This window comes from Streptomyces rhizoryzae, assembly GCF_023155275.1.
In the GTDB taxonomy this organism is placed as follows: domain Bacteria; phylum Actinomycetota; class Actinomycetes; order Streptomycetales; family Streptomycetaceae; genus Streptomyces; species Streptomyces rhizoryzae.
The window spans coordinates 60984-83602 of sequence record NZ_JALMUV010000017.1; the positions used below are offsets into that span (position 1 = coordinate 60984).

Genomic DNA, 22619 nt, shown 5'->3' on the forward strand with positions numbered 1-22619 from the left:
CAGTCCACGGCGAGTTGGTGTGGATCCGGCGCCGCCGCGGGCGATCGGGCTCGCGGAGCGCGCCCCGGGCAGGGGCGTCCGCTTACCGTTGCGGGTCAGCGCCGGACTCTCACCGGACTTCCCCCGCGGGGCGCGTCATGCAGTTGTCGGGGTGCCGGGGCGGCCCCGGCCGGGCCGTCAGCCCTCGTACGGCGTGCCGTCCGGGCGGAAGAAGGAGACGCCGTCGGGCATGTCGTCGGGCAGGCTCTCGGCCCACTCCTTGAGGTCGGCGACCTTCTTCAGGTGCGCGGACATGTAGGGGCGCAGCGGCACCTCGGGAGTGGCGCGCTCACCGACCCACATCAGGTCGCCCTTGACGTAGCCGTAGAGCCGCTTGCCGCCGGTGTACGGGCCGGCCGCCGCGGTCCGCGCGATGGCGTCGGTGGCCAGGTCGATCTGCGGCTTCTTGTCGGCCAGCTCGCCGTACCAGATCTCGACGACGCCCTGGTCGCGGGTCATCACGGCCTCGACCTTGCGGTCCGCGCCGACGCGCCAGAAGCCGGTCTCGGTCTCCAGCGGGCGGACCTGCTTGCCCTCGCTGTCGAGCACCCAGGTGCGGGAGGTGTATTCGAGGAAGTCGCGGCCGTCGTGGCTGAAGGTGACTTCCTGGCCGAAGTTGCACTTCTCGGCGCCGGGGAAGTCGAAGACCCCCGCACCCTCCCAGCGGCCGAGGAGGAAGGCGAGCGGCACCAGCGACGGGTTCAGGTCGGACGGGATCTCGATCATGAGCTCAGGCGATCTGTCGTGTCGGGGCAGGGGCGCGCGAGGCGCTCCTGTGAGGGGTGGGCAAGGGGGGCGGTCAGCGCTGGCCCTGGTACAGCTTCTTCCAGGTCAGCCCGGCGAAGGCGATCACGCCGACGGCGACCAGAACCAGCAGGGTGGTGAAGAATGCCTCAAGCACGAGCGCGCTCCTTGGGCGGAGGGTGAGGGTTACGGACCGCCTGCGAGTCTAGTCGGCGCCACCGGCGGCGGCGCTGTGAGGTCCACCGGCCGCCGTTCGCGGCCCCCGGCGCCCGCCGCGCCTACGCTGGGGGCATGGCCAAGAAGCTGGTGATCAAGGTGACGGCGGGCGCGGACGCGCCCGAGCGGTGCTCGCAGGCGTTCACGGTGGCGGCGGTGGCGGTGGCCAGCGGCGTCGAGGTGTCGCTGTGGCTGACCGGGGAATCGGTGTGGTTCGCGCTGCCCGGGCGGGCGGCGGAGTTCGAGCTGCCGCACGCGGCGCCGCTGCCGGAGCTGATCGAGGGCATCCGCGCGGGCGGCGGGGCGATCACGGTCTGCACGCAGTGCGCGGCCCGGCGCGGTATCGAGGACAAGGACCTGATCGAGGGCGCGGGCATCGCCGGCTCGCAGCTCTTCGTCAGCGAGATCATGCCGGACGGCGTCCAGGCGCTGGTCTACTGAGCCGGGCGGGCCCGGCGCGGGCCCGTGCGGAGCGCGGCGGTGGCCGCCGGCGGCGTCAGCCCCGGCGGCGCTGCTCGTCGTCCCGGTCGTCCAGCTCGCGCCACCAGCGGTCCGACTCCGGGTCCCCGGACTCGTCCCACCAGCGTTCGCCGGGCTCCCGGCGGTTGCCGACGACCGCCGCGACCGGCGGGATGACCATGGCGACCACGCACATCGCGACCGCGGCCGGCACCGACCACAGCCGCACCACGCTCCACGCCAGCACGAACAGCGCCAGGCACACGCCCATCAGGGCGAAGTACCGGCGGTGGCGGCGCTGCGGCGGGGTGGGCCGGCGGCGCGCGGGCGCGTACATACCTCCACGGTAAGACCGCGGCCCGCGGGAAAGAAGTGCGGCGCCCACGGTCCGTGCGGGGACCGGTGGGCGCCGCGGCGGCACGAAGGGCCGCACCCCACAGCCAAGGCGTCCAAACCCCTGGGGTGCGGCCCTTCGGCCGTACGGACCCGGGTCGCGGGTCCGTCGCGCGCGTGCCGTCAGACGGCGATGGCGACCTCCGCCAGCCCGCCCTTCCGGGCGACGACCGTGCGGTCCGCGGTGGCGCCCGGCACGAGGGCGCGCACCGTCCAGGTGCCCTCGGCCGCGTAGAAGCGGAACTGTCCGGTCGCCGAGGTGGGGACCTCGGCGGTGAACTCGCCGGTGCTGTCCAGCAGGCGGACGTAACCGGTGACGGGCTCGCCGTCGCGGGTCACGCTGCCCTGGATCGTGGTCTCACCGGGCTTGATGGTCGAGGCGTCCGGGCCGCCGGCCTGTGCTCCACACATAGCGGTACTTCCTTGAGGGGTAGGGAGGGGAGGGCTGGTCGGGACTACTTGCCGGCGCCGAGCTCGATCGGGACGCCGACCAGCGAGCCGTACTCGGTCCAGGAGCCGTCGTAGTTCTTGACGTTGGACTGGCCGAGCAGCTCGTGCAGGACGAACCAGGTCAGCGCGGAGCGCTCGCCGATCCGGCAGTAGGCGATGGTGTCCTTGGACAGGTCCACGGACTCCTGCTCGTAGAGGGCCGTCAGCTCCTCGTCCGACTTGAAGGTGCCGTCGTCGTTGGCGTTCTTCGACCAGGGGATGTTGCGGGCGCTGGGCACGTGGCCGGGGCGCTGCGACTGCTCCTGCGGGAGGTGCGCGGGGGCCAGCAGCTTGCCGCTGAACTCGTCGGGCGACCGGACGTCGACCAGGTTCTTGGCGCCGATCGCGGCGACCACGTCGTCGCGGAAGGCGCGGATGGAGGTGTCCTGGGCCTTGGCCTTGTAGTCGGTGGCCGGGCGCTGCGGGACCTCGGAGCCGTCGACCAGGTCGCGGGAGTCCAGCTCCCACTTCTTGCGGCCGCCGTCGAGGAGCTTGACGCTGTCGTGGCCGTAGAGCTTGAAGTACCAGTAGGCGTAGGCCGCGAACCAGTTGTTGTTGCCGCCGTAGAGGACGACGGTGTCGTCGTTGGCGATGCCCTTCGCGGAGAGCAGCTTCTCGAAGCCCTCCTGGTCGACGAAGTCGCGGCGGACCGGGTCCTGGAGGTCCTGCTTCCAGTCGATCCGGACCGCGTTCTTGATGTGGTTCTTGTCGTAGGCCGAGGTGTCCTCGTCGACCTCGACGATGACGACCTTCGGGTCGTCCAGGTGGGCCTCGACCCAGTCGGCGTCTACCAGGACGTCGCTACGGCTCATTGCTTCTCTCCTCCGGGGCAGTTGCGGGGGCAGGTCTGAGGGGTGCACGGGTACACCAGCGGGCGCGGCGCGACCAAAGAGGCGCGCGGCGCTGTGCGGGGAACTCGTGGGGGCGCGGCACCGGGAGGCGGGCCGGCCGGGAGGGCGACGGGGTGCGAAGGGCCCGTCAGGAAGGGCGACAGAGCATGGCGGCGACACGGCACAGGTCGACTGCCCGCCGCTTCGTCAGTACCGCCTGTCCCCGTGGACGGAGACCGCTCCATGCGCTCTGCATGGCTCCGATCGTAGGGACGGAGAGTGCGGCGTGTCACCGGTGTGTCATATGGCGAGATGAGATTGTCCGCGATGCGGGATGAGAGGGCCGGGCGCGCGGGTGCGCGCGGCCCGGCGGGGCGCCGTCGCCGGTGGGGGGTCTGGCGTACGGACCCGGGTGTCTCAGCAGGTGGACGGGCGGCGGTCCGGTGGGGAGGGCCGCCGCCGGCCGGGCCGGCTCAGCCGGTGAGCTTGACGTCGGTGCCCGACGCGGTGACGGAGATGCCCTGCGCGGTGGTGGTGACCTTCTCCAGCTTGAGGTTGCCGGGCAGCTGGTCCAGCTTCCAGCCGTGGTCGGTCTGCGCCCGCACCTTGCTCTCGCAGCCCGGGAGCGCCCGGCACATCGCCGGCAGGCTGTCGGCCCGCACCTGGACGGTGTTGCCGTGCACGCTGATCGAGCCGGTGACGTCGAAGGAGCTGAGCAGCGGGACGTTGGGCGAGATCTTCACCCGGGCGCGGCCGTCCTTCTCGCCGCCGTAGGAGATCTTGACGCCGCCGCCGGCCGCGTTGGTCATGTCCGCGTAGGAGATCTCGGCCGTGGCGGTGGCCGACGCGGCGCTCTCGATCGAGGTGTAGTCGCTGGTCAGCGCCACGTCGCGGAACTGCGCCGAGAGGTGCTTGAGGGTCAGCGTGCGGCCCTCGGAGCGGGCCGCGACGTGATCGAGGTCGGCGTCCACCTCGTCGAGGTTCCGCCCGGCGACCTGGGTCAGGAACGGGAAGCCCTTGATGGACACCTCCGGCGTGGAGGTGACGCCCTGCATGTTGCGGAGCTTGTCCGCGGCCTTGTTCTCGGCGAAGTTGACCGCGAAGCGGTCGGCCGCCACGAACAGCCCGCCGAATATGACGACGAGGACGAGCAGCACCTTCAGTGCGCGCATCGAACCAACCCCCACTTGTGGCGGCCGGGACGGCTCCCGGCCGGTTCGTCCGGTCCAGTACGGGCGCGGGCCCCCAGCCCGCGCTTCCGGGGAACCCTAGACGACCGGGTCGGGCGAACGGCAACGGCGGCCGTACCGGGCGCCGGATCGTGCGCTCCGTACGGCCGCCGCCGCGGGGGGTGGCCGGCGGGCCCGGCTACCCCAGGGCCCGGCCCAGGACGTAGACCGCCGGGGCCGCCAGGGCCAGCGGCAGGGCCACGCCCGCGGTCATGTGCACGAACTTCGACGGGTAGTCGTAACTGGCCACCCGCAGGCCGATCAGGGCGCAGCCGGCGGCGGCCAGGCCGAGCAGCGCGCCCGCGGTGGTGCCCAGGCCGGTCAGCTGCGCCGCGGCCCAGCCGCCGCCGGCGCCCGCCAGCAGCCCCAGTACCAGGGTGACGGGACCGGGCAGCGGCAGCGCGCGGAGGAGCACCGCCAGGGCCACCGCGGCGGCGCCCACCACCACCGCGTCCGGCTCCGCGGCCAGCTGGCCCGCGGCGAGCACCGCCAGCGCGGACGAGGTCAGGCCCGCGGTGAGCGCGTACATCCGCTCGTCGGCGCTGCTGCGGTTGCGCAGCTGGAGGACGAGGACGAGCAGGCACCACACGCCGAGCGTGCCGAGGGCCACCAGCGGCGCGTCCTCCGGCGGGGTGGCGAGCAGGCCGGCGTCGGTGGCCACGCCACCCAGGAAGGCCAGCGCGATGCCCTGCCGGGCCGGCCACATGCCGTTCAGCCGGAACCAGCCGGCCGCGGTGACGGCCTGGAGCAGCACCACCGGGACGGCCAGCACCGGGCGGGAGAGCGGGGCGGCCAGTGCCAGCAGCAGGGCGAGCAGCGCGGTCACCGCGGCCGGCTGGATCCCGGGCGGGATGATCGGCGAACGGCCCTCGGCGCGGGCGAGCTGGTTGGGCTTCAGGGGGGCGGCGGGGGGCGGTGCGGCGGCCGGTGCGGGCGCGGCGGGGCCGGGCGCCGGGTGGCCGGCCGGCACGGGCCCGGGCGCGGCGGTGGCGGCATGCGCGGCCGCGTGGACGGCCGGTCCGCGGGCCGGCTCGTGGGCGGCCGGCGGCGTGCCCGGCTGCTGCTGCGGTGCCTGGCCGTACGCCTCGTAGCCGTAGGGCGCCGGAGGCTGCTGGGGGTACTGCGCGGGCTGGGGGTGCTGCACGTGCGGGTACTGCGCGTGCTGGGGGTACGGGGGCTGGTGGTGGTGCGGGTAGGGCTGGGGGTGCGGCTGCTGGGGTGACTGCTGCGGCTGCTGCACGGCGGGGTCGTAGGGCTGCTGCCCGTACGGGGAGCCGGGGGCGGGCTGCGGGGCGTACCCCTGGTGGGCCTGGGGGGCCCGGTGCCCCGGGTACCCCTGGGCGGCCTGGTGCGGGTCCTGCGGGGCGTGGGTGCCGTACGGGTCGTACGGGCTCTGGTGGGGGTGCGGCTGGTTGTCGCTCATGACCCTCTGCTCATCCTCCGGCGAACGGCGGCAGGACCTCGACCGTGCCGCCCTGGGTCAGCGGCACCTCCGCGTGGTCGCGCGAGCCCACCTGGACGCCGTCCACCAGGAACGAGCAGCGCAGCAGGACGCGGGCGAACTCGGGGTCGGCGGCGTGCGCGGCGCGCGCCGCGTCCAGCGCCTCGGCGAGCGTCGCCGCCGCGTACGGCTCCTCTGCCGTGCCGGCGGCGGCCTTGGCCGCGGCCCAGTAGCGCACGGTGCCAGTTCTTGTCACGGCGGCCTCTTCGTGTCGGGGGGCTCTTGCCGCCTCCATGATGGCGTACGCCGGAACCGGACCGGTTCAAGGGCAAGTCGCGGTGGAGAGCGGGGCGGTCGGGCCGTTTCCCGCACGGTTCGGATAAATACGATGGCCGGCGGCAAACGTTCGCATAGGCTCCGGCCTGTGTTGGTCCGACTCGCGCGGGCGCATCTGCGGCCCTACAGGCGCTCCATATCCCTGATCATTGCGCTCCAGCTGATCCAGACCCTGGCGACGCTCTACCTGCCCACCCTCAACGCCGACATCATCGACAACGGTGTCGTGCAGGGGGACACCGGCTACATCTTCCGGCTCGGCGGCCTGATGCTCGCGGTCACGCTGGTGCAGATCGTCTGCGCGACCGGCGCGGTCTTCTTCGGCGCCCGTACGGCCATGGCCCTGGGCCGGGACGTCCGGGCCGCGGTCTTCGACCGGGTGCAGTCCTTCTCCGCCCGGGAGATGGGCACCTTCGGCGCGCCCTCGCTGATCACCCGCACCACCAACGACGTCCAGCAGGTCCAGATGCTGGTCCTGCTGACGTTCACGATGATGGTCTCGGCGCCGATCATGTGCGTCGGCGGTGTCGTCATGGCGCTCAACCAGGACGTGCCGCTGTCGGCGCTCCTCCTGGTCATCGTCCCGGTCCTCGGGATCCTCGTCTCACTGATCGTGCGCCGGATGCGGCCGCTGTTCCGCGGGGTGCAGGAGCGCATCGACACCGTCAACCGCGTCCTGCGCGAGCAGATCGCCGGTATCCGGGTGATCCGCGCCTTCGTCCGCGACGGGCACGAACGCACCCGCTTCGCGGCCGCCAACACCGACCTCTACGACGTGTCGATGCGCGCCGGCCGGCTGATGTCGATGATGTTCCCGCTGGTCATGCTGATCGTGAACCTCTCCAGCGTGGCGGTGGTGTGGTTCGGCGGGCTGCGCATCGACGCCGAGCGGATGGAGATCGGGGCGCTGACGGCGTTCCTCAGCTACCTCATGTACATCCTGATGTCGATCATGATGGCGACGTTCATGGTGATGATGCTGCCGCGCGCCGAGGTCTGCGCCGAGCGCATCCAGGAGGTGCTGGCCACCGAGTCCAGCGTCGTCCCGCCCGCCGAACCGGTCACCGAGCTGCGCCGCCACGGCGAACTGGAGCTGCGCGGGGTGGAGTTCCGCTACCCCGGCGCCGAGCAGCCGGTCCTGAAGGACATCACGCTGGCCGCCCGCCCCGGTGAGACCACCGCCGTCATCGGCTCGACCGGCTCCGGCAAGTCCACCCTGCTGGGGCTGGTGCCCCGGCTCTTCGACGCCACCGCCGGCACCGTCCTGGTCAACGGGGCGGACGTGCGCACCCTGGCACCGCAGACGCTGGCGTCGGTCGTCGGCCTGGTGCCGCAGAAGCCGTATCTCTTCTCCGGGACGGTCGCCAGCAACCTGCGCTACGGCAACCCGGACGCCACCGACGAGGAGCTGTGGCACGCCCTGGAGACCGCGCAGGCCCGGGACTTCGTCGAGCGGATGGCGGGCGGCCTGGAGGCGCCGATCGCGCAGGGCGGCGGCAACGTCTCCGGCGGCCAGCGGCAGCGGCTGGCGATCGCCCGGGCGCTGGTCCGCAAACCGGAGATCTACCTCTTCGACGACTCCTTCTCGGCCCTGGACTACGCCACCGACGCGGCCCTGCGCGCCGCGCTGGCCCGGGAGACCGGGCGGGCCACCGTGGTGATCGTCGCCCAGCGGGTCTCCACGATCCGCGGCGCCGACCGGATCGTGGTCCTGGACGAGGGCCGGATCGTGGGCACCGGCACCCACACCGAGCTGATGGCCGGCAACGACACGTACCGGGAGATCGTGCTCTCCCAGCTCACCGAGCAGGAGGCGGCGTGACCACCGCGGACAAGCAGACGGCGGCCGGCCCCGCCGGCGGCTCCGGCGCGGCCCCGGCCGCCGCGCCCCGGCGCGGTCCGGCCCCCGGTGGCGGCCCGATGGCCCGGATGATGGGCGGCCCGGTCGAGAAGTCGCTGAACTTCAAGGGCTCCGGCAAGCGGCTGCTGGCCCGGATGCGGCCGGAGCGCGGCGCCATCGCGCTCGCGCTGCTGCTGGGCGTGGCGAGCGTGGCGCTGACCGTCGCCGGCCCCAAGGTGCTGGGCCGGGCCACCGACCTGATCATGTCCGGGATCATCGGCCGCCGGCTGCCGGCGGGCCTGAGCCCGGCGGAGGCGGCCGCGCAGCTGCGGGCGCACGGGCAGGGCGGGCTCGCCGACATGCTCGCCACCATGCCGGTCGTCCCCGGCCGCGGTATCGACTTCGGCGCGGTCGGCACGGTCCTGCTCTGGGTCGCGCTGATCTACGCCGGCTCGGCCCTCTTCGGCTTCGTCCAGGCCCGGATCGCCACCCGGGTCGTCCAGCGCACCGTCTACCGGCTGCGCGAGGAGGTCGAGGAGAAGCTGGCCCGGCTGCCGCTCGGCTACTTCGACCGGCAGCAGCGCGGCGAGGTGCTCTCCCGCGCCACCAACGACATCGACAACATCCAGCAGACGCTCCAGCAGACCCTGAGCCAGATCGTGGCCTCGCTGCTGACCATCGTGGGCGTGCTGGCCATGATGTTCTGGATCTCGCCGCTGCTGGCGCTGGTCGCACTGCTCACCGTCCCGGTCTCGGTGCTGGTCGCCACCCGGGTCGGCAAGCGCGCCCAGCCGCAGTTCGTCCGGCAGTGGAAGACCACCGGCAAGCTCAACGCGCACATCGAGGAGATGTACACCGGGCACTCCCTGGTGAAGGTCTTCGGCCGCCAGAAGGAGTCCGCGGAGCTGTTCCGCGCGCAGAACGAGGCGCTGTACGAGGCCGGTTTCCGGGCCCAGTTCATCTCCGGCATCATCCAGCCCGCGATGATGTTCATCGGCAACCTCAACTACGTGCTGGTGGCCGTCGTCGGCGGTCTGCGGGTGGCGTCCGGCGCGCTGTCCATCGGCGACGTGCAGGCGTTCATCCAGTACAGCCGCCAGTTCAGCCAGCCGCTGACCCAGGTCGCCTCGATGGCCAACCTCGTCCAGTCCGGTGTCGCCTCCGCCGAGCGGGTCTTCGAACTGCTCGACGCCCCCGAGCAGGACCCGGACCCGGAGCTTCCGGCCCGCCCGGAGCGCGTCACCGGCCGGGTCGCCTTCGAGGACGTCTCGTTCCGCTACGACGAGGACAAGCCGCTCATCGACGGCCTCTCGCTGGCCGTCCGCCCCGGCCAGACCGTCGCCATCGTCGGGCCGACCGGCGCCGGCAAGACCACGCTGGTCAATCTCCTGATGCGGTTCTACGAGGTGCGCGGCGGCCGGATCACCCTCGACGGGGTGGACATCGCCACCATGTCCCGCGAGGAGCTGCGCGGGCACATCGGCATGGTCCTCCAGGACACCTGGCTGTTCGGCGGCACCATCGCCGAGAACATCGCCTACGGTGCCCCCGAGGGCCCCCCCGGGAGAAGATCGTCGAGGCCGCCCGGGCCACCCACGTCGACCGCTTCGTGCGCACCCTCCCCGACGGCTACGACACCGTCATCGACGAGGAGGGCGGCAACGTCTCGGTCGGCGAGAAGCAGCTGATCACCATCGCCCGGGCCTTCCTGGCGGAACCGGCGATCCTGGTCCTGGACGAGGCCACCAGCTCGGTCGACACCCGCACCGAGGTCCTCATCCAGCACGCGATGGCCCAGCTGCGCACCGGCCGGACCAGTTTCGTGATCGCCCACCGCCTGTCCACCATCCGGGACGCCGACGTGATCTTGGTGATGGAGAACGGCGCCATCGTGGAGCAGGGCGGCCACGACGCCCTGCTGGCCGCCGGGGGCGCGTACGCCCGGCTCTACGCGGCCCAGTTCGCCGAGGCGGTGGCGGAGGCCGAGTAGGGCGCCCGCCGCGCCGGGCGCACCCGCCGCGGCGGCGCCGTCGGCGCACGCAACCGTGCGCCCGCCGTGCTCCCCCTGGCCGGAAACCGACCCCCGGGTCGGGAGGGGCGGGCCGGCGGCCGGGACGGCCGGGTTCGGGCCATTCGGGCGAGCCGGCGCCGGCCGGGGGAGCGCCCGCCGCCCGGGGCCGGCGGCGGCCCTCGCCAGGGGGTGCGCGGAGGGCTTCCCGGCCCGGAATCCCGGGGCCGCGGGCACCCCGGTGAGGGGCGCGCCGGACCGTCAACGGGTCGCGCGGTGACCACTCGAAGTGATCGACGGAACACAAGAACGTGCAAAATCGGCCTCGGGTCCGCACGTCAGGTGAGCTATTCTGCTGGGCAAGAAGGATCCGGGCAGCGTCGCCCCCGGGTCCTTTTGTGCTTTCCCGCACGCAAAGCGTGTGACCGGAAGCACCCCGTACGAAGCAGTGCCGCAGACACCCCCGGCCGGTCCGGGGGGTGCCCCCGTCGCAGGGACCGAGGAGGAACCAGACGTCATGGGCAAGCGAAGCGTGCAGGACAGCGAGCCTTACAGGATCGAGCTCGCCGGAAACCGGGTAGGTGGTCGGAAGTGAGTTCGCTTCTGCTCCTGACCAATGCCCTCCAGCCATCGACGGAGGTGCTTCCGGCGCTCGGCTTGCTGCTGCACAGCGTCCGGGTGGCCCCCGCCGAGGGTCCGGCCCTGATCGACACCCCAGGAGCCGACGTCATACTGATCGACGGCCGCCGTGACCTTCCGCACGTACGGTCACTGTGCCAGCTGCTGCGGTCCACCGGGCCGGGGTGTCCGCTGGTGCTGGTGGTCACCGAGGGCGGCCTGGCCGCCGTCACCGCCGACTGGGGCATCGACGACGTGCTGCTGGACACCGCCGGCCCGGCCGAGGTCGAGGCCCGGCTGCGGCTGGCGATGGGCCGCCAGCAGATCACCACCGACAACGGCCCGACCGAGATCCGCACCGGCGACCTCTCCGTGGACGAGGCCACCTACAGCGCCAAGCTCAAGGGCCGGGTCCTGGACCTGACCTTCAAGGAGTTCGAGCTGCTCAAGTACCTGGCGCAGCACCCGGGCCGGGTCTTCACCCGCGCCCAGCTGCTCCAGGAGGTGTGGGGCTACGACTACTTCGGCGGTACCCGCACGGTGGACGTGCACGTGCGGCGGCTGCGGGCCAAGCTCGGCCCCGAGCACGAGTCGCTGATCGGCACCGTCCGGAATGTCGGTTACCGCTTCGTGGTGCCGGAGAAGGTGGAGCGGGCCGCGGCCGAGGCCCAGGCGCAGGAGGACGGCACCGCCGGGGCGAAGGACGGCGGCCGCGGCGGGCGGAGCGGCGGGCGGGCCCCGGCGCGTTCGTCCTCGTCGGGCGCCGGATCCGCCTCCGCGCAGCCTGCCCGGAGGTAGGACCACCCGCGTAGACTGCCGCGCGTGGCCAAGGTGACGCGGGATGACGTAGCAAAACTGGCGGGGACTTCGACCGCCGTGGTCAGTTACGTCATCAACAACGGACCGAGGCCGGTCGCCCCGGCCACGCGCGAGCGGGTACTCGCCGCCATCAAGGAGCTCGGCTACCGGCCCGACCGGGTCGCGCAGGCGATGGCGTCCCGCCGCACCGACCTCATAGGTCTGATCGTGCCGGACACCCGGCAGCCGTTCTTCGCGGAGATGGCGCACGCCGTCGAACAGGCCGCCTCCGAGCGAGGCAAGATGGTGCTGGTCGGCAACGCCAACTACCTCGACGAGCGCGAGGTGCACTACCTCCGCGCGTTCCTCGGGATGCGGGTGGCCGGGCTGATCCTGATCAGCCAGGGCCCCAGCGAGCACGCCGCCGCGGAGATCGAGGCGTGGGACGCCCGGGTGGTGCTGCTGCACCGGCGGCCGGACGCCATCGACGACGTCGCGGTGATGACCGACGACATCTGGGGCGCGCAGCTGGCGACCCGGCATCTCCTGGAGCACGGCCACCCCTACGTCGCCTTCCTGGGCGGCACGGAGGAGACCCCCAAGTCCGGCGACCCGGTCACCGACCACGTCGAAGGCTGGCGGCGGGCGATGCTGGAGTCGGGGCGGAGCCCGGAGGGCCGCTACTTCCAGGCCCCGTACAACCGCTACGACGCCTACCAGGTCGCGCTGCGGGTGCTGGCCGGGCCGGACCGGCCGCCGGCCATCATGTGCGCCACCGACGACCAGGCGATCGGCGTGCTGCGGGCCGCCCGCGAGCTGCGGATCGACGTACCGGGCGAGCTGGCGGTGGCCGGCTTCGACGACGTCAAGGAGGCCGCGCTGACCGATCCGCCGCTGACGACGGTGGCCTCGGACCGGCAGGCGATGGCCCGGGCCGCGGTGGACCTGGTGCTGGACGACGGGCTGCGGGTGGTCGGGTCGCGCCGCGAGCGGCTGCGGCAGTTCCCCTCGCGGCTGGTGGTGCGGCGGTCGTGCGGGTGCGGGGGCTGAGCGGACCACGGCCCGCGGGCGTCCTTATACCGGGCATACCGACTTCTGTCGGGTCTCTCAGGACGCTCTCAGACGGTTCTCATGCAGCGGCCGCACAGTCATAGCCATGACCGAGAGCTACCGCCGCAGCGGCGAGGAGATGCCCCAGGACCGGCCGTACGCCTACGGCACCGAGTACGGCACCGGCCACGGCAGCGACCACGGGACGGCGTACGCCGCCGGGCCCGGGGCGGACCGGGCGCACGGCGCCGTCCCGCCGCCGCCCCCGTACGGTCCCGGGCAGCCCGCCGCGGACGGCCCGGTGGCCGGGGAGCCGCGGCGCGGGGCGCGGCGGCCGATCGCGCTGATCGCGGCGGTGGCGCTGGCCTCGGGGCTGATCGGCGGCGGCAGCGCGGCGCTGATCGCCGGCGCCACCCAGCAGAGCAGCCAGACCGGCGGCGTCTCCACCCCGCTGGTCAACGCCGGGCAGAACTCCGGCGGCGGCTCCGGTGTCGCGGGGGTGGCCAAGGCCGTCAGCCCCGCCATCGTCGAGATCAAGGCGCGGACCGCGGGCGGCGAGTCCACCGGCTCCGGCGTGGTGATCACCAGCAGCGGCGAGATCATCACCAACAACCACGTGGTGGCCGGCGCCCGCACGGTGAGCGTCGTCTTCAGCGACGGCAGCAGGAAGACCGCGACGGTGGTCGGCACCGACCCCGCCAAGGACCTCGCCCTGGTCAAGGTGGCGGGCGCCAAGGGGCTGACGCACGCGGTGCTCGGCGACTCGGACAAGCTCGCGGTCGGCGACCCGGTGGTCGCCATCGGCTCGCCCGAGGGCCTCACCGGCTCGGTGACCAGCGGTATCGTCTCCGCGCTCAACCGCGATGTGACCGTCCCCAAGGAGGACGGCCGGAGCCAGGACCAGGGCCAGGGGCCGGGCGGGGGCCGCGGCTTCTTCGGGGGCGGCGGCGGTGGCTGGCCGTTCGAGTTCGGCGGCAACCAGTACAACGGCGACACCGGCTCCTCCAAGACCACCTACAAGGCGATCCAGACCGACGCCGCGCTCAACCCGGGCAACTCCGGGGGCGCCCTGATCAACCTCCAGGGCCAGATCATCGGCATCAACTCGGCCATGTACGCGCCCGGTTCGTCGGACAGCAGCCAGGCGGGCAGCGTCGGCCTCGGCTTCGCGATACCGATCAACACCGTCAAGGCCGACCTGGACGCGCTGCGCAGCGGCGGCAGCGGCGGCGGGAACAGCGGGGTCTGACCGGGGCGCGCGCCGGGACGCCCGCCGCGGTGGTCCGCAGGTGGGTGCCCACCGGCGGTCGTCCACCGGCGGCGCTCCACAGGTGGTTGTCCACAGGGCGTCCGCCGGTGCGGGCTTCCGTGTCAGGCTGAAGGCGTCAGAAAGCCCCCGCCGGTCGTCCGCACCCCGCACACCGAGGTAGTCACGCACATGAGCCCCGCCGAGCACGGTGATCACCCCGCCCGCATCCTGATCGTCGACGACGAGCCCGCGGTCCGCGAAGCCCTCCAGCGCTCCCTCGCCTTCGAGGGGTACGGGACCGAGCAGGCCGTCGACGGCCTGGACGCGGTGGAGAAGGTCGCCTCCTACGACCCCGAGCTGATCGTGCTGGACGTGCTGATGCCCCGGATGGACGGCCTGACCGCCGCCCGCCGGCTGCGGGCCGGCGGCGTCACGGTGCCCATCCTGATGCTCACCGCCCGGGACACCGTCGGCGACCGGGTCACCGGCCTGGACGCCGGCGCCGACGACTACCTCGTCAAGCCCTTCGAGCTGGACGAGCTGCTGGCCCGGATCCGCGCCCTGCTCCGCCGCAGCTCGTACGCCGCCGCGGCCGGCGCCGCCGGGCCCGACGAGAGCGAGCTGCTGACCTTCGCCGACCTGCGGATGAACCTCGCCACCCGCGAGGTCACCCGTGGCGGCCGCCCGGTCGAGCTGACCCGCACGGAGTTCACGCTGCTGGAGATGTTCCTGGCCCACCCCCGGCAGGTCCTCACCCGCGAGCAGATCCTCAAGGCCGTCTGGGGCTTCGACTTCGAACCGACCTCCAACTCCCTCGACGTCTACGTCATGTACCTCCGCCGCAAGACCGAGGCGGGCGGTGAGCCGCGCCTGGTCCACACCGTGCGCGGGGTCGGCTACGTGCTCCGGCTGGAGGGCGGCGCGGAATGAACGGCACCGACGGGGACCGCCGGCCACCGGAGGCGGAGGGCAGCCGCCCGCCGCACGGGCCCGCCGGCCTGACGCGCTTCCGCCGGCTGCCGCTGCGCTCCCGGCTGGCGCTGCTCACCGCGGTCGCGGTCGCCTTCGCGGTGGCGCTGTCCGCCGCCGCCTGCTGGCTGATCACCCGCGACCGGCTCACCGAGCAGCTCGACACCACCCTGAGCACCGTCGAGGTCAACTCCGACTACGTCCAGGCGATCAGCGCCCTGTGCGCCGGCCAGCCGCTCAACGTCCGCTTCCAGCCCACCCCGTACACCATCCAGCTGGTCACCCCCGCCGGCTCGGTGTGCACCTCGCCCAGCAAGTCGCCGATCCCCGCCCAGCGGACCGACCAGGCGGTCGCCGCCGGGCGGCTGGCCGGCGCGGTGCACACCACCAAGGACGAGAACGGCACCGAGATGCGGGTCTCCACCGTCCCGTACCACGGCCCGGTCACCGACGCGCTGGGCGGCCGGCTGGCGATCTCGGTCGCCGCGCCGATGGACCAGGTCACCGACCCGCTCAACCAGCTGGCGCTGGTGCTGCTGATCGTCGCCGGGGTCGGGGTGCTGGGCGCGGCGACGGCCGGCCTGTGGGTGGCCAGGGCGGCGCTCACCCCCGTCGACCGGCTGACCGCCGCGGTCGAGCACGTCGCCCGCACCCAGGACCTCACCATCCGCATCCCCGCCGACGGCGAGGACGAGATCGCCCGGCTCTCCCGGTCCTTCAACGCCATGACCGCCGCGCTGGCCGCCTCCCGCGACCTCCAGCAGCAGCTGATCGCCGATGCCGGCCACGAGCTGCGGACGCCGCTGACGTCGCTGCGCACCAACATCGACCTCCTGGAGCGCAGCGAGCGCTCCGGCCGGCCGATCCCGGCCGCCGACAAGGAGGCCCTGCTCGCCTCGGTGAAGGCCCAGATGGGCGAGCTGGCGGCGCTGATCGGCGACCTCCAGGTGCTCTCCCGCCCGCCGGAGACCGGCGCCGGCGGCGGCACGCCGGCGGCCCGGGTGGTCGCCCTCCACGACATCGCCGGCGCCGCGCTCGACCGGGCCCGGCTGCGCGGCCCCTCCCTCACCTTCACCGCCGACCTCGGCGCCTGGTACGTCCGGGCCGAGCCGGCCGCGCTGGAGCGGGCGGTGGTCAACCTCCTCGACAACGCGGTGAAGTTCAGCCCGCCCGGCGGCACGGTCGAGGTCCGGCTGGCCGGCGGCGCGCTGACCGTCCGGGACCACGGCCCCGGCATCCCGCCCGACGAGCTCCCGCACGTCTTCGAGCGGTTCTGGCGCTCGCCCTCCGCCCGCAGCCTGCCGGGCAGCGGCCTGGGCCTGTCCATCGTGGCCCGCACGGCCGAGCAGGCCGGCGGCGGCGTCCGGCTCCGCAACGCCCCCGGCGGCGGCACCGAGGCCCTGCTCACCCTCCCGGGCGCGCCCACCCCGCCGCCGGACATACCGGGGCCGGGGCCGGGGCCGGGGCCGGAGGCCGGGGAGGCCGGGGCGGCTGAGGGGTAGCGGCGGCCCGGGGGCGTGGTGGCCGCCGGCCGGTGCGCTGGGGAGCCGCAGTCCCGCCGGCTCCCCGCGCCGCACCGCCCCACCCCTTACTTCCCCTTCGCCGCGTCTCCGAAGGGGAGGCCGGAGCCGGTCAGTTCGGCCTGGATGCCCTCGGGGACGACGGTGATGTTGCGCAGCCGCACATCGCCCGGGGTCTTCGGGAGCTGGAAGGAGAGCGACAGCCGGTCCGCGAGCTGCGGCTTGGTCAGGTCGGTGAGGGCGCCGAGCACCTTCGGGTCGATGCCGACCTTCTGGAGCAGCCAGGGGTGGTCCAGCACCACGTCGACGAGGTTGACCTGCATCAGCTGGTGGACGAAGCGCGGCGACCCGGTCAGCTCGTGCAGCTTGTCGTCGCTGCGCAGCGCCGCGTCGAGGTACCCCTTCGGGATCCCGATCCGCTCGGCGATGGCCGGGATGCTGAGCATCGCCTTGATCCGGGCGGCCTGCCGGCTCAGCTCCGCGGCGCCCTTCCGGGTCAGCCGCAGGCCCTCGTCCTTGCCGGTGCCCGGCCGGTAGACCGCCACGTCGCCGATGTCCAGCCGCATCTGCCCGATCTCGGTGGAGACCCCGCGGTCCCCGTTGCGCCGGATGCGCGCCTCCGCCTGCACCCGCAGGGTCTGGCCCGCGATCGGCAGCTCGCCGACCGCGCGCACGCCGTTGCGGCCCCGTTCGCTGAACTTCACCTGCGAAGCGCCCAGTTCGCGGTTCATGTCGTCGAAGGCGAGCAGCACCGTGCCGTGCATCTCACCCACCGTCGCGCCCTTGAGGGCGGTCGGCAGATCGCCGTCGAGCCGGATGTCCCGGGCGGTCGCCGCCACCTTCGCCAGCGACACCCGGTCCGCGGCCACGTCCGGGATCACCACGTCCACCCGGTCCAGCCGCTTGGCCAGCACCTGGGTCAGGAACGGGAAGCCGTGGATGTCGACCTCGGGCCGGGCGTGCAGGTGCAGCGCGGTCTGCACCTGCTCCTCGGCCCTGTTCTGCGCGTAGAGCACGGCGAAGCGGTCGCCCAGGGCCAGGACACCGGTGCAGACCGCCACCGCGACCAGCAGTTTCAGGGTGCGGGGCACGGCCGCGAACCGGCTGATGCCCCGCTTCCGCTTCCGGTGGTCCGGCGGCGACCAGGCGTCGTCCTCGTCGTCCTCGTCGTCCGAACGCAGGCCCAGCCCCAGCGGATCGTCGCTGTCGTCCCGTTCGTTGAGGTAGGCGCGCCGCCGCGGCGGCGTCCCGGCACCGCCGTCCGGGGCGCCCGGCTCCGGCTCGGGATCGGCGAGCGCGGCCAGATCCGCGTACGGATTGACGGGCGGGAGTTCTCTGGTGTCCCCCTGCGCCCGCTCCTGGTGGAGGGACGAGTGGGGGGACGGGGGCGGGGGCGGCGATATGCGTGTGGGGGTTCGCATCAGCACATCCCACCACGAGCGGGTCCCGGCAGCGCAAGTCCGGCCGCTGGAATGTGAGATAGCCGAAAGGCGTCCGGCCCCGGAGCTCAGCCCGGGCGCCGCCAAGCGCCCTGACGGCCCGTCGGGGCGGCGCCCCGCGGCCCGTGCGGCCGCGCGACCTCGATCAGTGCCGTCCGGGCGAGCACGTACGCGTTACCGTCGGCGAACTGAAGTCGCTTGCGGAAGCCGCCGAGTTCGCGGGTGTCCACCACGGTGTGCGGAATGCCGCCGACGGCCACGAGGTCCCCGGGCCGGACCTCCGCCCCGGGCACGGTCAGCGAGACGATCACGAGTGCGCCTCCCGCAGGTGCCGCCGCAGCAGGACGTTGCAGTCCGTTTCGAGGCTGCGGTCGCACGTGTCCCGGGCGATGCCGCGCCGGGCGTCGAGCTCTCCGCAGCGCACGCACCCGGGGTACGGCTGCGGCGGAGCGGGCCAGGGCGCGGGGGCCGGCGGTCCATAGGTCGGCATGGGGGTGCCCTTCAGTCAGTCTCGGCAGGACGGATGAGCGCTCAAACATGGCCGCATTGCGCAGTCGCGCGAACGCGGAGAGCGACGATGGGTTCAGCCTGCCGAGCGCCGGACGGGATCAGCAAGACTTCTCTTCGGAGATTCGAGACTGATTGTTCGAACGGAAGACCGTCATTGCGGACGGGGTATCCGGCTGCTTGCATCTCGGGTGTCGGGAATCCTTCGAGCTGAGTGCAGGGGGTGGGCTCATGGCTGACGGGCCTACGGGATCGACGGTGCCGAGGCGTCAACTGGGACGTCACCTGAGAGAGTTGCGGGGCAAGTCCCGCCTCACGGTGCGCGCCGCGGCCCGCGCCCTTGAGTGGTCGGAAGCGAAGATGTGGCGTATCGAGACGGGTCAGGTCTCGTTACGCAGCCACGACGTCCAGACGATGTGCACGGTCTACGGCGCGCCTGCGGACCTGACCGAGGCCCTGATGGGCCTGGCCAAGGAAACCAAGGCGCGCGGGTGGTGGCATGCGTACGGCGATGTGATCCCGGAGGGATTTCAGCTCTACGTGGGTTTGGAGGACGCTGCGGCCAGCACGTCCCTGTACCAGAGCGAGCTCATCCCAGGGCATTTGCAAACAGAGGGCTATGCGGAGGCGGTCATCCGTGGCCACCTGCGCGGCATCAGCCAGGAGAACTTGGACGGACGAGTACGCCTGCGCATGGAGCGGCAGGCGAGCCTCACTCGGCCTGTTGATCCGCTTGAGCTGCGCGTCGCGTTGAACGAGACGGTGTTGCGGCGTCCCATCGGCGGGTCCGACGTGATGATGCGGCAACTCGCCCACCTGATCTACATGTCGGAACGTCCGAACGTCGCCATTCGCGTCGTGCCGTTCGCCCGAGGAATGCACCTCGGCGTCGCTTCAGGGGGATTCAACCTTCTGCGCTTCCCCCTCAACGCGGACGGGAGTGAAACGGAACCCGCCACCGTCTATGTGGAAGGCTTTACAGGGAGTTTGTATCTGGACAAGCCGAAGGAAGTAGAAGAGTACGACGCGGCGTTCCGAGACATCTGGGAGAAGGCGCTCGATGATTCGGCGTCGCGGCGCCTGATCGCAGAGGTGGCGGGAGAGTATGAGCAGCGTTGAGGCAGCCGACGCAGTGTGGTTCAAGTCGAGTTACAGCGCAGGAAACGGTGAGTGCGTGGAGGTGGCGCTGCTCGGCGACACCGTTGCCGCTCGGGACAGCAAGCAGGCGGGCGGGCCCGTGGTGGTCAGTTCCGCCGAGGGGTGGCGGGCGTTCGTCGCCGGGGTGGTGGAGGGCGCTTTCCGCGCGTCGTAGGAGCGGCGATGCCCCCGCACGGAGTGCGCGTGCGGGGGCATCGGGTGCGAGGAGCGCGGGGCGGTGGCGCCGCCGCGGGCGCTACTTCAGCACGGTGATGCGGTCCGCCTTCGGCGGGGCCAGCGGGGCGGACGGCGTCGAACGGGCCGTCAGGTACGCGGTCAGCGCGTCCAGGTCGGAGGGGCCGACGTACTTGTCGGTGCCCTGCTTCAGGGCCGGGAAGCCGTCACCGCCGCCGGCCAGGAACTCGTTCATGGCTACGCGGTAGGTCTTCGCCGGGTCGAGCGGGGCACCGTTGAGCCGGACCGTGTCGGCGCGCACCCGGTCGGCGCCCTGCTTGGTCAGGTCCAGGGTGTAGGTGAGCCCGTCGGACACCTGGAGGATCTTGGGGGAGGCCGCGTTGGCGCCGCTGACCTGCTGCTGGAGGGCGGCCAGCAGCTGCGCGCCGGTGAGGCTCACCACGTTGGTCATGTTGGTGAACGGCTGGACGGTGAACGCCTCGGCGTAGGTGACCACCCCGTCGCCCTCGCCGCCGGACGCCTTGTAGGCGAGGTCGGAGCGGATCCCGCCGGGGTTCATCAGGGCGAGCTGGGCGCCGCCCTTGCCGGGGTCGCGGGTGGCCGCCAGCTGGGCGTCGGCGATGAGGTCGCCGAGCGGCTGCTCGGGGGTGCCGGCGCCGCGGCCGTTGATGTCGGCGGAGATGTAGCCGACGGGCTTGCCCGCCACCGGGGCGGCGAGTTTGTTCCAGCGGGCGATGAGGGACGTCATGTCCGGCGCCTTGGGGCCCGTGCGGTCCACGACGTGGTTGACCGCGTGCGCGCCGTGCACCGCGGTGCGGACGATGTCGCGGGTGCGGCGGTCGTAGGTGAGCGTGGTGTCGGTGTAGAGCCGGCCGTAGGACGCGGCGGAGGTGACGGTGCGCGGGTGGCCGGCCGGGTCCGGGATGGTGCAGGTGTAGGACTGGTGGGTGTGGCCGGTGACCAGCGCGTCGACCTTCGGCGTGACCTGCTTGGCGATCTCCGTGATCGGCCCGGAGATGCCGTCACCGGGGCCGGGGCTGTCGCAGTCGTAGTTGTACGAGGTGGAGGCGGGCATGCCGCCCTCGTGGATGAGCGCGACGATCGCCTTGACGCCCTGGCGGTCCAGGACCTTGGCGTACTTGTTGATGGTCTCGACCTCGCCGTGGAAGGTGAGGCCCTTGACCCCGTCGGCGTTGACGATGTCCGGGGTGCCCTTGAGCGTCACCCCGATGAAGCCGATCTTCACGCCGTTGTGCTGCCAGACGGTGTACGGCTTGAGGATCGGCTTGCCGGTCCGGTCGTCGGTGACGTTGGCGGCGAGGTAGGGGAAGTCCGCGCCCGCGAACGTCTTGCCCTTCTCGTAGCAGCCGTCCTTGGGGTGGCAGCCGCCGCGCTGCATCCGGGTCAACTCCACCCGGCCCTCGTCGAATTCGTGGTTGCCGACCGAGGTGACGTCGAGGCCGAGCCCGTTCATCGCCTCGATCGTCGGCTCGTCGTGGAAGAGGCCGGACAGCAGCGGGCTGGCGCCGATGAGGTCGCCGGCCGCGGCGGTGACGGAGTACGGGTGGCCCTTGCGGGCGGTGCGCAGCGCCTGCGCGAGGTATTCCACGCCGCCGGCCGGGACGGTCTTCTTCGTGCCGTCGGGCTGCGCCTGCTCCACGGTGCCGGAGGAGCCCTGCGGCGGTTCGAGGTTGCCGTGGAAGTCGTTGAAGGACAGCAGCTGGACGTCGACGGTGCCGCCGGGGCGGTGCGCCCGGGCGCTGTCGGCGCCGGCGGGTGCGGCGGTGGCGGTCAGGGCCAGGCCCGCGGTGGTGGCGAGCACGGCGGCGCCGGCCGCCAATCTGCGGGTCAGGCGGCCTCGTTGGGCTGTCGGTGGCATGGTTCCCCTCCGTGGATGGTGCGCAGCGGACGGCAGCATATGGTCGACGCGCGTAGAAGGGGTAGGCCCCGGAGGTTACGACTCGGTGGCCGCCCGGTGGTGCCGCCCGGCCGTGCCGCCCTCCGCGGCACCCGCCCGACGCGCGGGCCGCGTCGTACGCTTCTGGCATGACTGACGCTGCACAGGACATGGGCCGGAGCGGCCGCAGGATCCAGGTGGTCGACGAGCTCGCGCCGGAGGCGGCCGCGGCCGTCCTTGAGCTGATCGAACGGGCCGCGCGGACGGACGGGCAGCCGGCCGTGTCCGAGCAGGGCCGGCTCCAGCTCCGGGGCGGCGGGCGGGCGGGCGTACGGCACCTGCTGGTGTACGTGCCGGGGGAGAGCGGCGAGGACCTGGTCGCCTACGGCCAGTTGGAGGACACCGATCCGGTGGAGGCGCCGGCCGCCGAGCTGGTCGTCCACCCGGGCCACCGCGGCCGCGGGCACGGCCGGGCGCTGGGCGGCGAACTGCTCGTCCAGTCCGGGCGCCGGCTGCGGGTGTGGGCGCACGGCGGGCACCCGGCGGCCCGCCACCTGGCGCAGACGCTGGGGCTGACGATGTTCCGGGAGCTGCGCCAGATGCGGCGCCCGCTGGCCGATCTGGACCTGGCCGAGCCGGTGTTCCCGGCGGGGGTCGCGGTGCGCACGTTCCAGCCGGACACCGACGACGCGGCGTGGCTGGAGATCAACGCGGCGGCGTTCGCGCACCACCCCGAGCAGGGCGCGCTGACCCAGCGGGACCTGGACGACCGCAAGGCCCAGCCGTGGTTCGACCCGAAGGGCTTCTTCCTGGCGGAGAAGGACGGCCGGCTGGTCGGCTTCCACTGGACGAAGGTGCACGCCGAGGAGGGCCTGGGCGAGGTCTACGTCCTGGGGGTGCGGCCGGGCGAGCAGGGCGGCGGGCTGGGCAAGGCGCTCACCGCGGTCGGCCTGCGGCACCTCGCCGGCCAGGGGCTGGGCACCGCGATGCTCTACGTGGACGCCGACAACGTCCCGGCGGTGACGGTGTACGAGCGGCTGGGGTTCGTCACGCACGAGACGGACCTGATGTACCGCTCGGAGACGTGAGCGGGGCCGGGCGCGGGGACGTGCCCGGTGGGCGCGCGGCGACCGGCGCGGCGACCTGCGCGGAGGCGTGGCGGACGGCGTGACCGCACGGCGGGGCGGGCCCGGGCGGGCCCGCCGGCGCCGCTGCC

21 protein-coding genes and 1 pseudogene are annotated in these 22619 nt (G+C 73.1%); 11 read left to right on the forward strand and 11 right to left on the reverse strand.

Annotated elements, in window-relative coordinates:
• Positions 1-177 precede the first annotated feature (177 nt).
• Positions 178-765 carry a heme-binding beta-barrel domain-containing protein gene (locus MUU72_RS16035; protein ID WP_248013929.1) on the reverse strand — a complete coding sequence of 196 codons (588 nt, stop codon included), beginning with the start codon at positions 763-765 and terminating at the stop codon, positions 178-180.
• Between the two features lie 309 nt (positions 766-1074).
• Between MUU72_RS16035 and MUU72_RS16040 the strand changes: the two genes are divergently transcribed.
• Positions 1075-1440 (forward strand): DsrE family protein, encoded by a 366-nt coding sequence (locus tag MUU72_RS16040; protein WP_248013930.1) that lies wholly within the window; start codon positions 1075-1077, stop codon positions 1438-1440.
• 55 nt (positions 1441-1495) lie between these two features.
• On the opposite strand, the gene MUU72_RS16045 is transcribed toward MUU72_RS16040, so the two are convergent.
• The 7 genes from MUU72_RS16045 to MUU72_RS16070 form a co-directional block, all read right to left on the reverse strand.
• Complete coding sequence (locus MUU72_RS16045; protein WP_248013931.1) at positions 1496-1795, reverse strand: DUF3099 domain-containing protein; 300 nt, start codon at positions 1793-1795, stop codon at positions 1496-1498.
• Between the two features lie 179 nt (positions 1796-1974).
• Positions 1975-2262, reverse strand: coding sequence for a DUF1416 domain-containing protein (locus MUU72_RS16050; protein ID WP_066973622.1), 288 nt, complete (start codon positions 2260-2262; stop codon positions 1975-1977).
• 44 nt (positions 2263-2306) lie between these two features.
• Positions 2307-3152, reverse strand: a complete 846-nt coding sequence (locus MUU72_RS16055; protein ID WP_248013932.1) for a sulfurtransferase — start codon at positions 3150-3152, stop codon at positions 2307-2309.
• 166 nt (positions 3153-3318) lie between these two features.
• Positions 3319-3426, reverse strand: coding sequence for an Ms5788A family Cys-rich leader peptide (locus tag MUU72_RS35885; protein WP_372503121.1), 108 nt, complete (start codon positions 3424-3426; stop codon positions 3319-3321).
• Between the two features lie 217 nt (positions 3427-3643).
• Positions 3644-4342, reverse strand: a complete 699-nt coding sequence (locus MUU72_RS16060) for an LmeA family phospholipid-binding protein (protein WP_248013933.1) — start codon at positions 4340-4342, stop codon at positions 3644-3646.
• Between the two features lie 196 nt (positions 4343-4538).
• The gene (locus tag MUU72_RS16065; protein ID WP_248013934.1) at positions 4539-5822 is read right to left on the reverse strand and encodes a hypothetical protein; all 1284 of its coding nucleotides are present in this window, start codon (positions 5820-5822) and stop codon (positions 4539-4541) included.
• A 10-nt stretch (positions 5823-5832) separates the two neighbouring features.
• The gene (locus MUU72_RS16070) at positions 5833-6078 is read right to left on the reverse strand and encodes a MoaD/ThiS family protein (RefSeq protein ID WP_308403827.1); all 246 of its coding nucleotides are present in this window, start codon (positions 6076-6078) and stop codon (positions 5833-5835) included.
• A gap of 186 nt (positions 6079-6264) precedes the next feature.
• Between MUU72_RS16070 and MUU72_RS16075 the strand changes: the two genes are divergently transcribed.
• From MUU72_RS16075 to MUU72_RS16105, 7 genes and pseudogenes are all read left to right on the forward strand, one after another.
• On the forward strand, positions 6265-7998 hold the full coding sequence (locus tag MUU72_RS16075) for an ABC transporter ATP-binding protein (protein WP_248013936.1): 1734 nt from the start codon (positions 6265-6267) through the stop codon (positions 7996-7998).
• Between the two features lie 98 nt (positions 7999-8096).
• Positions 8097-10006 (forward strand): annotated as a pseudogene (locus MUU72_RS16080) (ABC transporter ATP-binding protein).
• Positions 10007-10615: 609 nt separating this feature from the next.
• On the forward strand, positions 10616-11440 hold the full coding sequence (locus MUU72_RS16085; RefSeq protein ID WP_248013937.1) for a response regulator transcription factor: 825 nt from the start codon (positions 10616-10618) through the stop codon (positions 11438-11440).
• A 24-nt stretch (positions 11441-11464) separates the two neighbouring features.
• Positions 11465-12490, forward strand: coding sequence for a LacI family DNA-binding transcriptional regulator (locus MUU72_RS16090; RefSeq protein ID WP_248013938.1), 1026 nt, complete (start codon positions 11465-11467; stop codon positions 12488-12490).
• A 106-nt stretch (positions 12491-12596) separates the two neighbouring features.
• Positions 12597-13739, forward strand: coding sequence for a S1C family serine protease (locus MUU72_RS16095; protein ID WP_248013939.1), 1143 nt, complete (start codon positions 12597-12599; stop codon positions 13737-13739).
• A gap of 189 nt (positions 13740-13928) precedes the next feature.
• Positions 13929-14669 (forward strand): response regulator transcription factor, encoded by a 741-nt coding sequence (locus MUU72_RS16100; RefSeq protein ID WP_248013940.1) that lies wholly within the window; start codon positions 13929-13931, stop codon positions 14667-14669.
• On the forward strand, positions 14666-16210 hold the full coding sequence (locus MUU72_RS16105; RefSeq protein WP_248013941.1) for a sensor histidine kinase: 1545 nt from the start codon (positions 14666-14668) through the stop codon (positions 16208-16210). The genes MUU72_RS16100 and MUU72_RS16105 overlap by 4 nt, the downstream gene beginning before the upstream one ends.
• Positions 16211-16296: 86 nt before the next feature.
• On the opposite strand, the gene MUU72_RS16110 is transcribed toward MUU72_RS16105, so the two are convergent.
• Together MUU72_RS16110 and MUU72_RS16115 are read right to left on the reverse strand one after the other, a co-directional pair.
• Entirely contained in the window at positions 16297-17649 is a 1353-nt protein-coding gene (locus MUU72_RS16110) for an LmeA family phospholipid-binding protein (RefSeq protein ID WP_248013942.1), read from the reverse strand.
• 86 nt (positions 17650-17735) lie between these two features.
• Positions 17736-17978 carry a hypothetical protein gene (locus MUU72_RS16115; RefSeq protein WP_248013943.1) on the reverse strand — a complete coding sequence of 81 codons (243 nt, stop codon included), beginning with the start codon at positions 17976-17978 and terminating at the stop codon, positions 17736-17738.
• Between the two features lie 427 nt (positions 17979-18405).
• On the opposite strand from MUU72_RS16115, the gene MUU72_RS16120 reads away from it, so the two are divergent.
• Positions 18406-19293, forward strand: coding sequence for a helix-turn-helix domain-containing protein (locus MUU72_RS16120; protein WP_248013944.1), 888 nt, complete (start codon positions 18406-18408; stop codon positions 19291-19293).
• Positions 19280-19486: a DUF397 domain-containing protein gene (locus tag MUU72_RS16125; RefSeq protein WP_248013945.1), complete on the forward strand. Its 207-nt coding sequence runs from the start codon at positions 19280-19282 to the stop codon at positions 19484-19486. The genes MUU72_RS16120 and MUU72_RS16125 overlap by 14 nt, the downstream gene beginning before the upstream one ends.
• A gap of 81 nt (positions 19487-19567) precedes the next feature.
• On the opposite strand, the gene MUU72_RS16130 is transcribed toward MUU72_RS16125, so the two are convergent.
• Complete coding sequence (locus MUU72_RS16130) at positions 19568-21385, reverse strand: bifunctional metallophosphatase/5'-nucleotidase (protein ID WP_248013946.1); 1818 nt, start codon at positions 21383-21385, stop codon at positions 19568-19570.
• Between the two features lie 188 nt (positions 21386-21573).
• On the opposite strand from MUU72_RS16130, the gene mshD reads away from it, so the two are divergent.
• Positions 21574-22491 (forward strand): mycothiol synthase, encoded by a 918-nt coding sequence (mshD, locus tag MUU72_RS16135; RefSeq protein WP_372503125.1) that lies wholly within the window; start codon positions 21574-21576, stop codon positions 22489-22491.
• Positions 22492-22619: the final 128 nt, after the last annotated feature.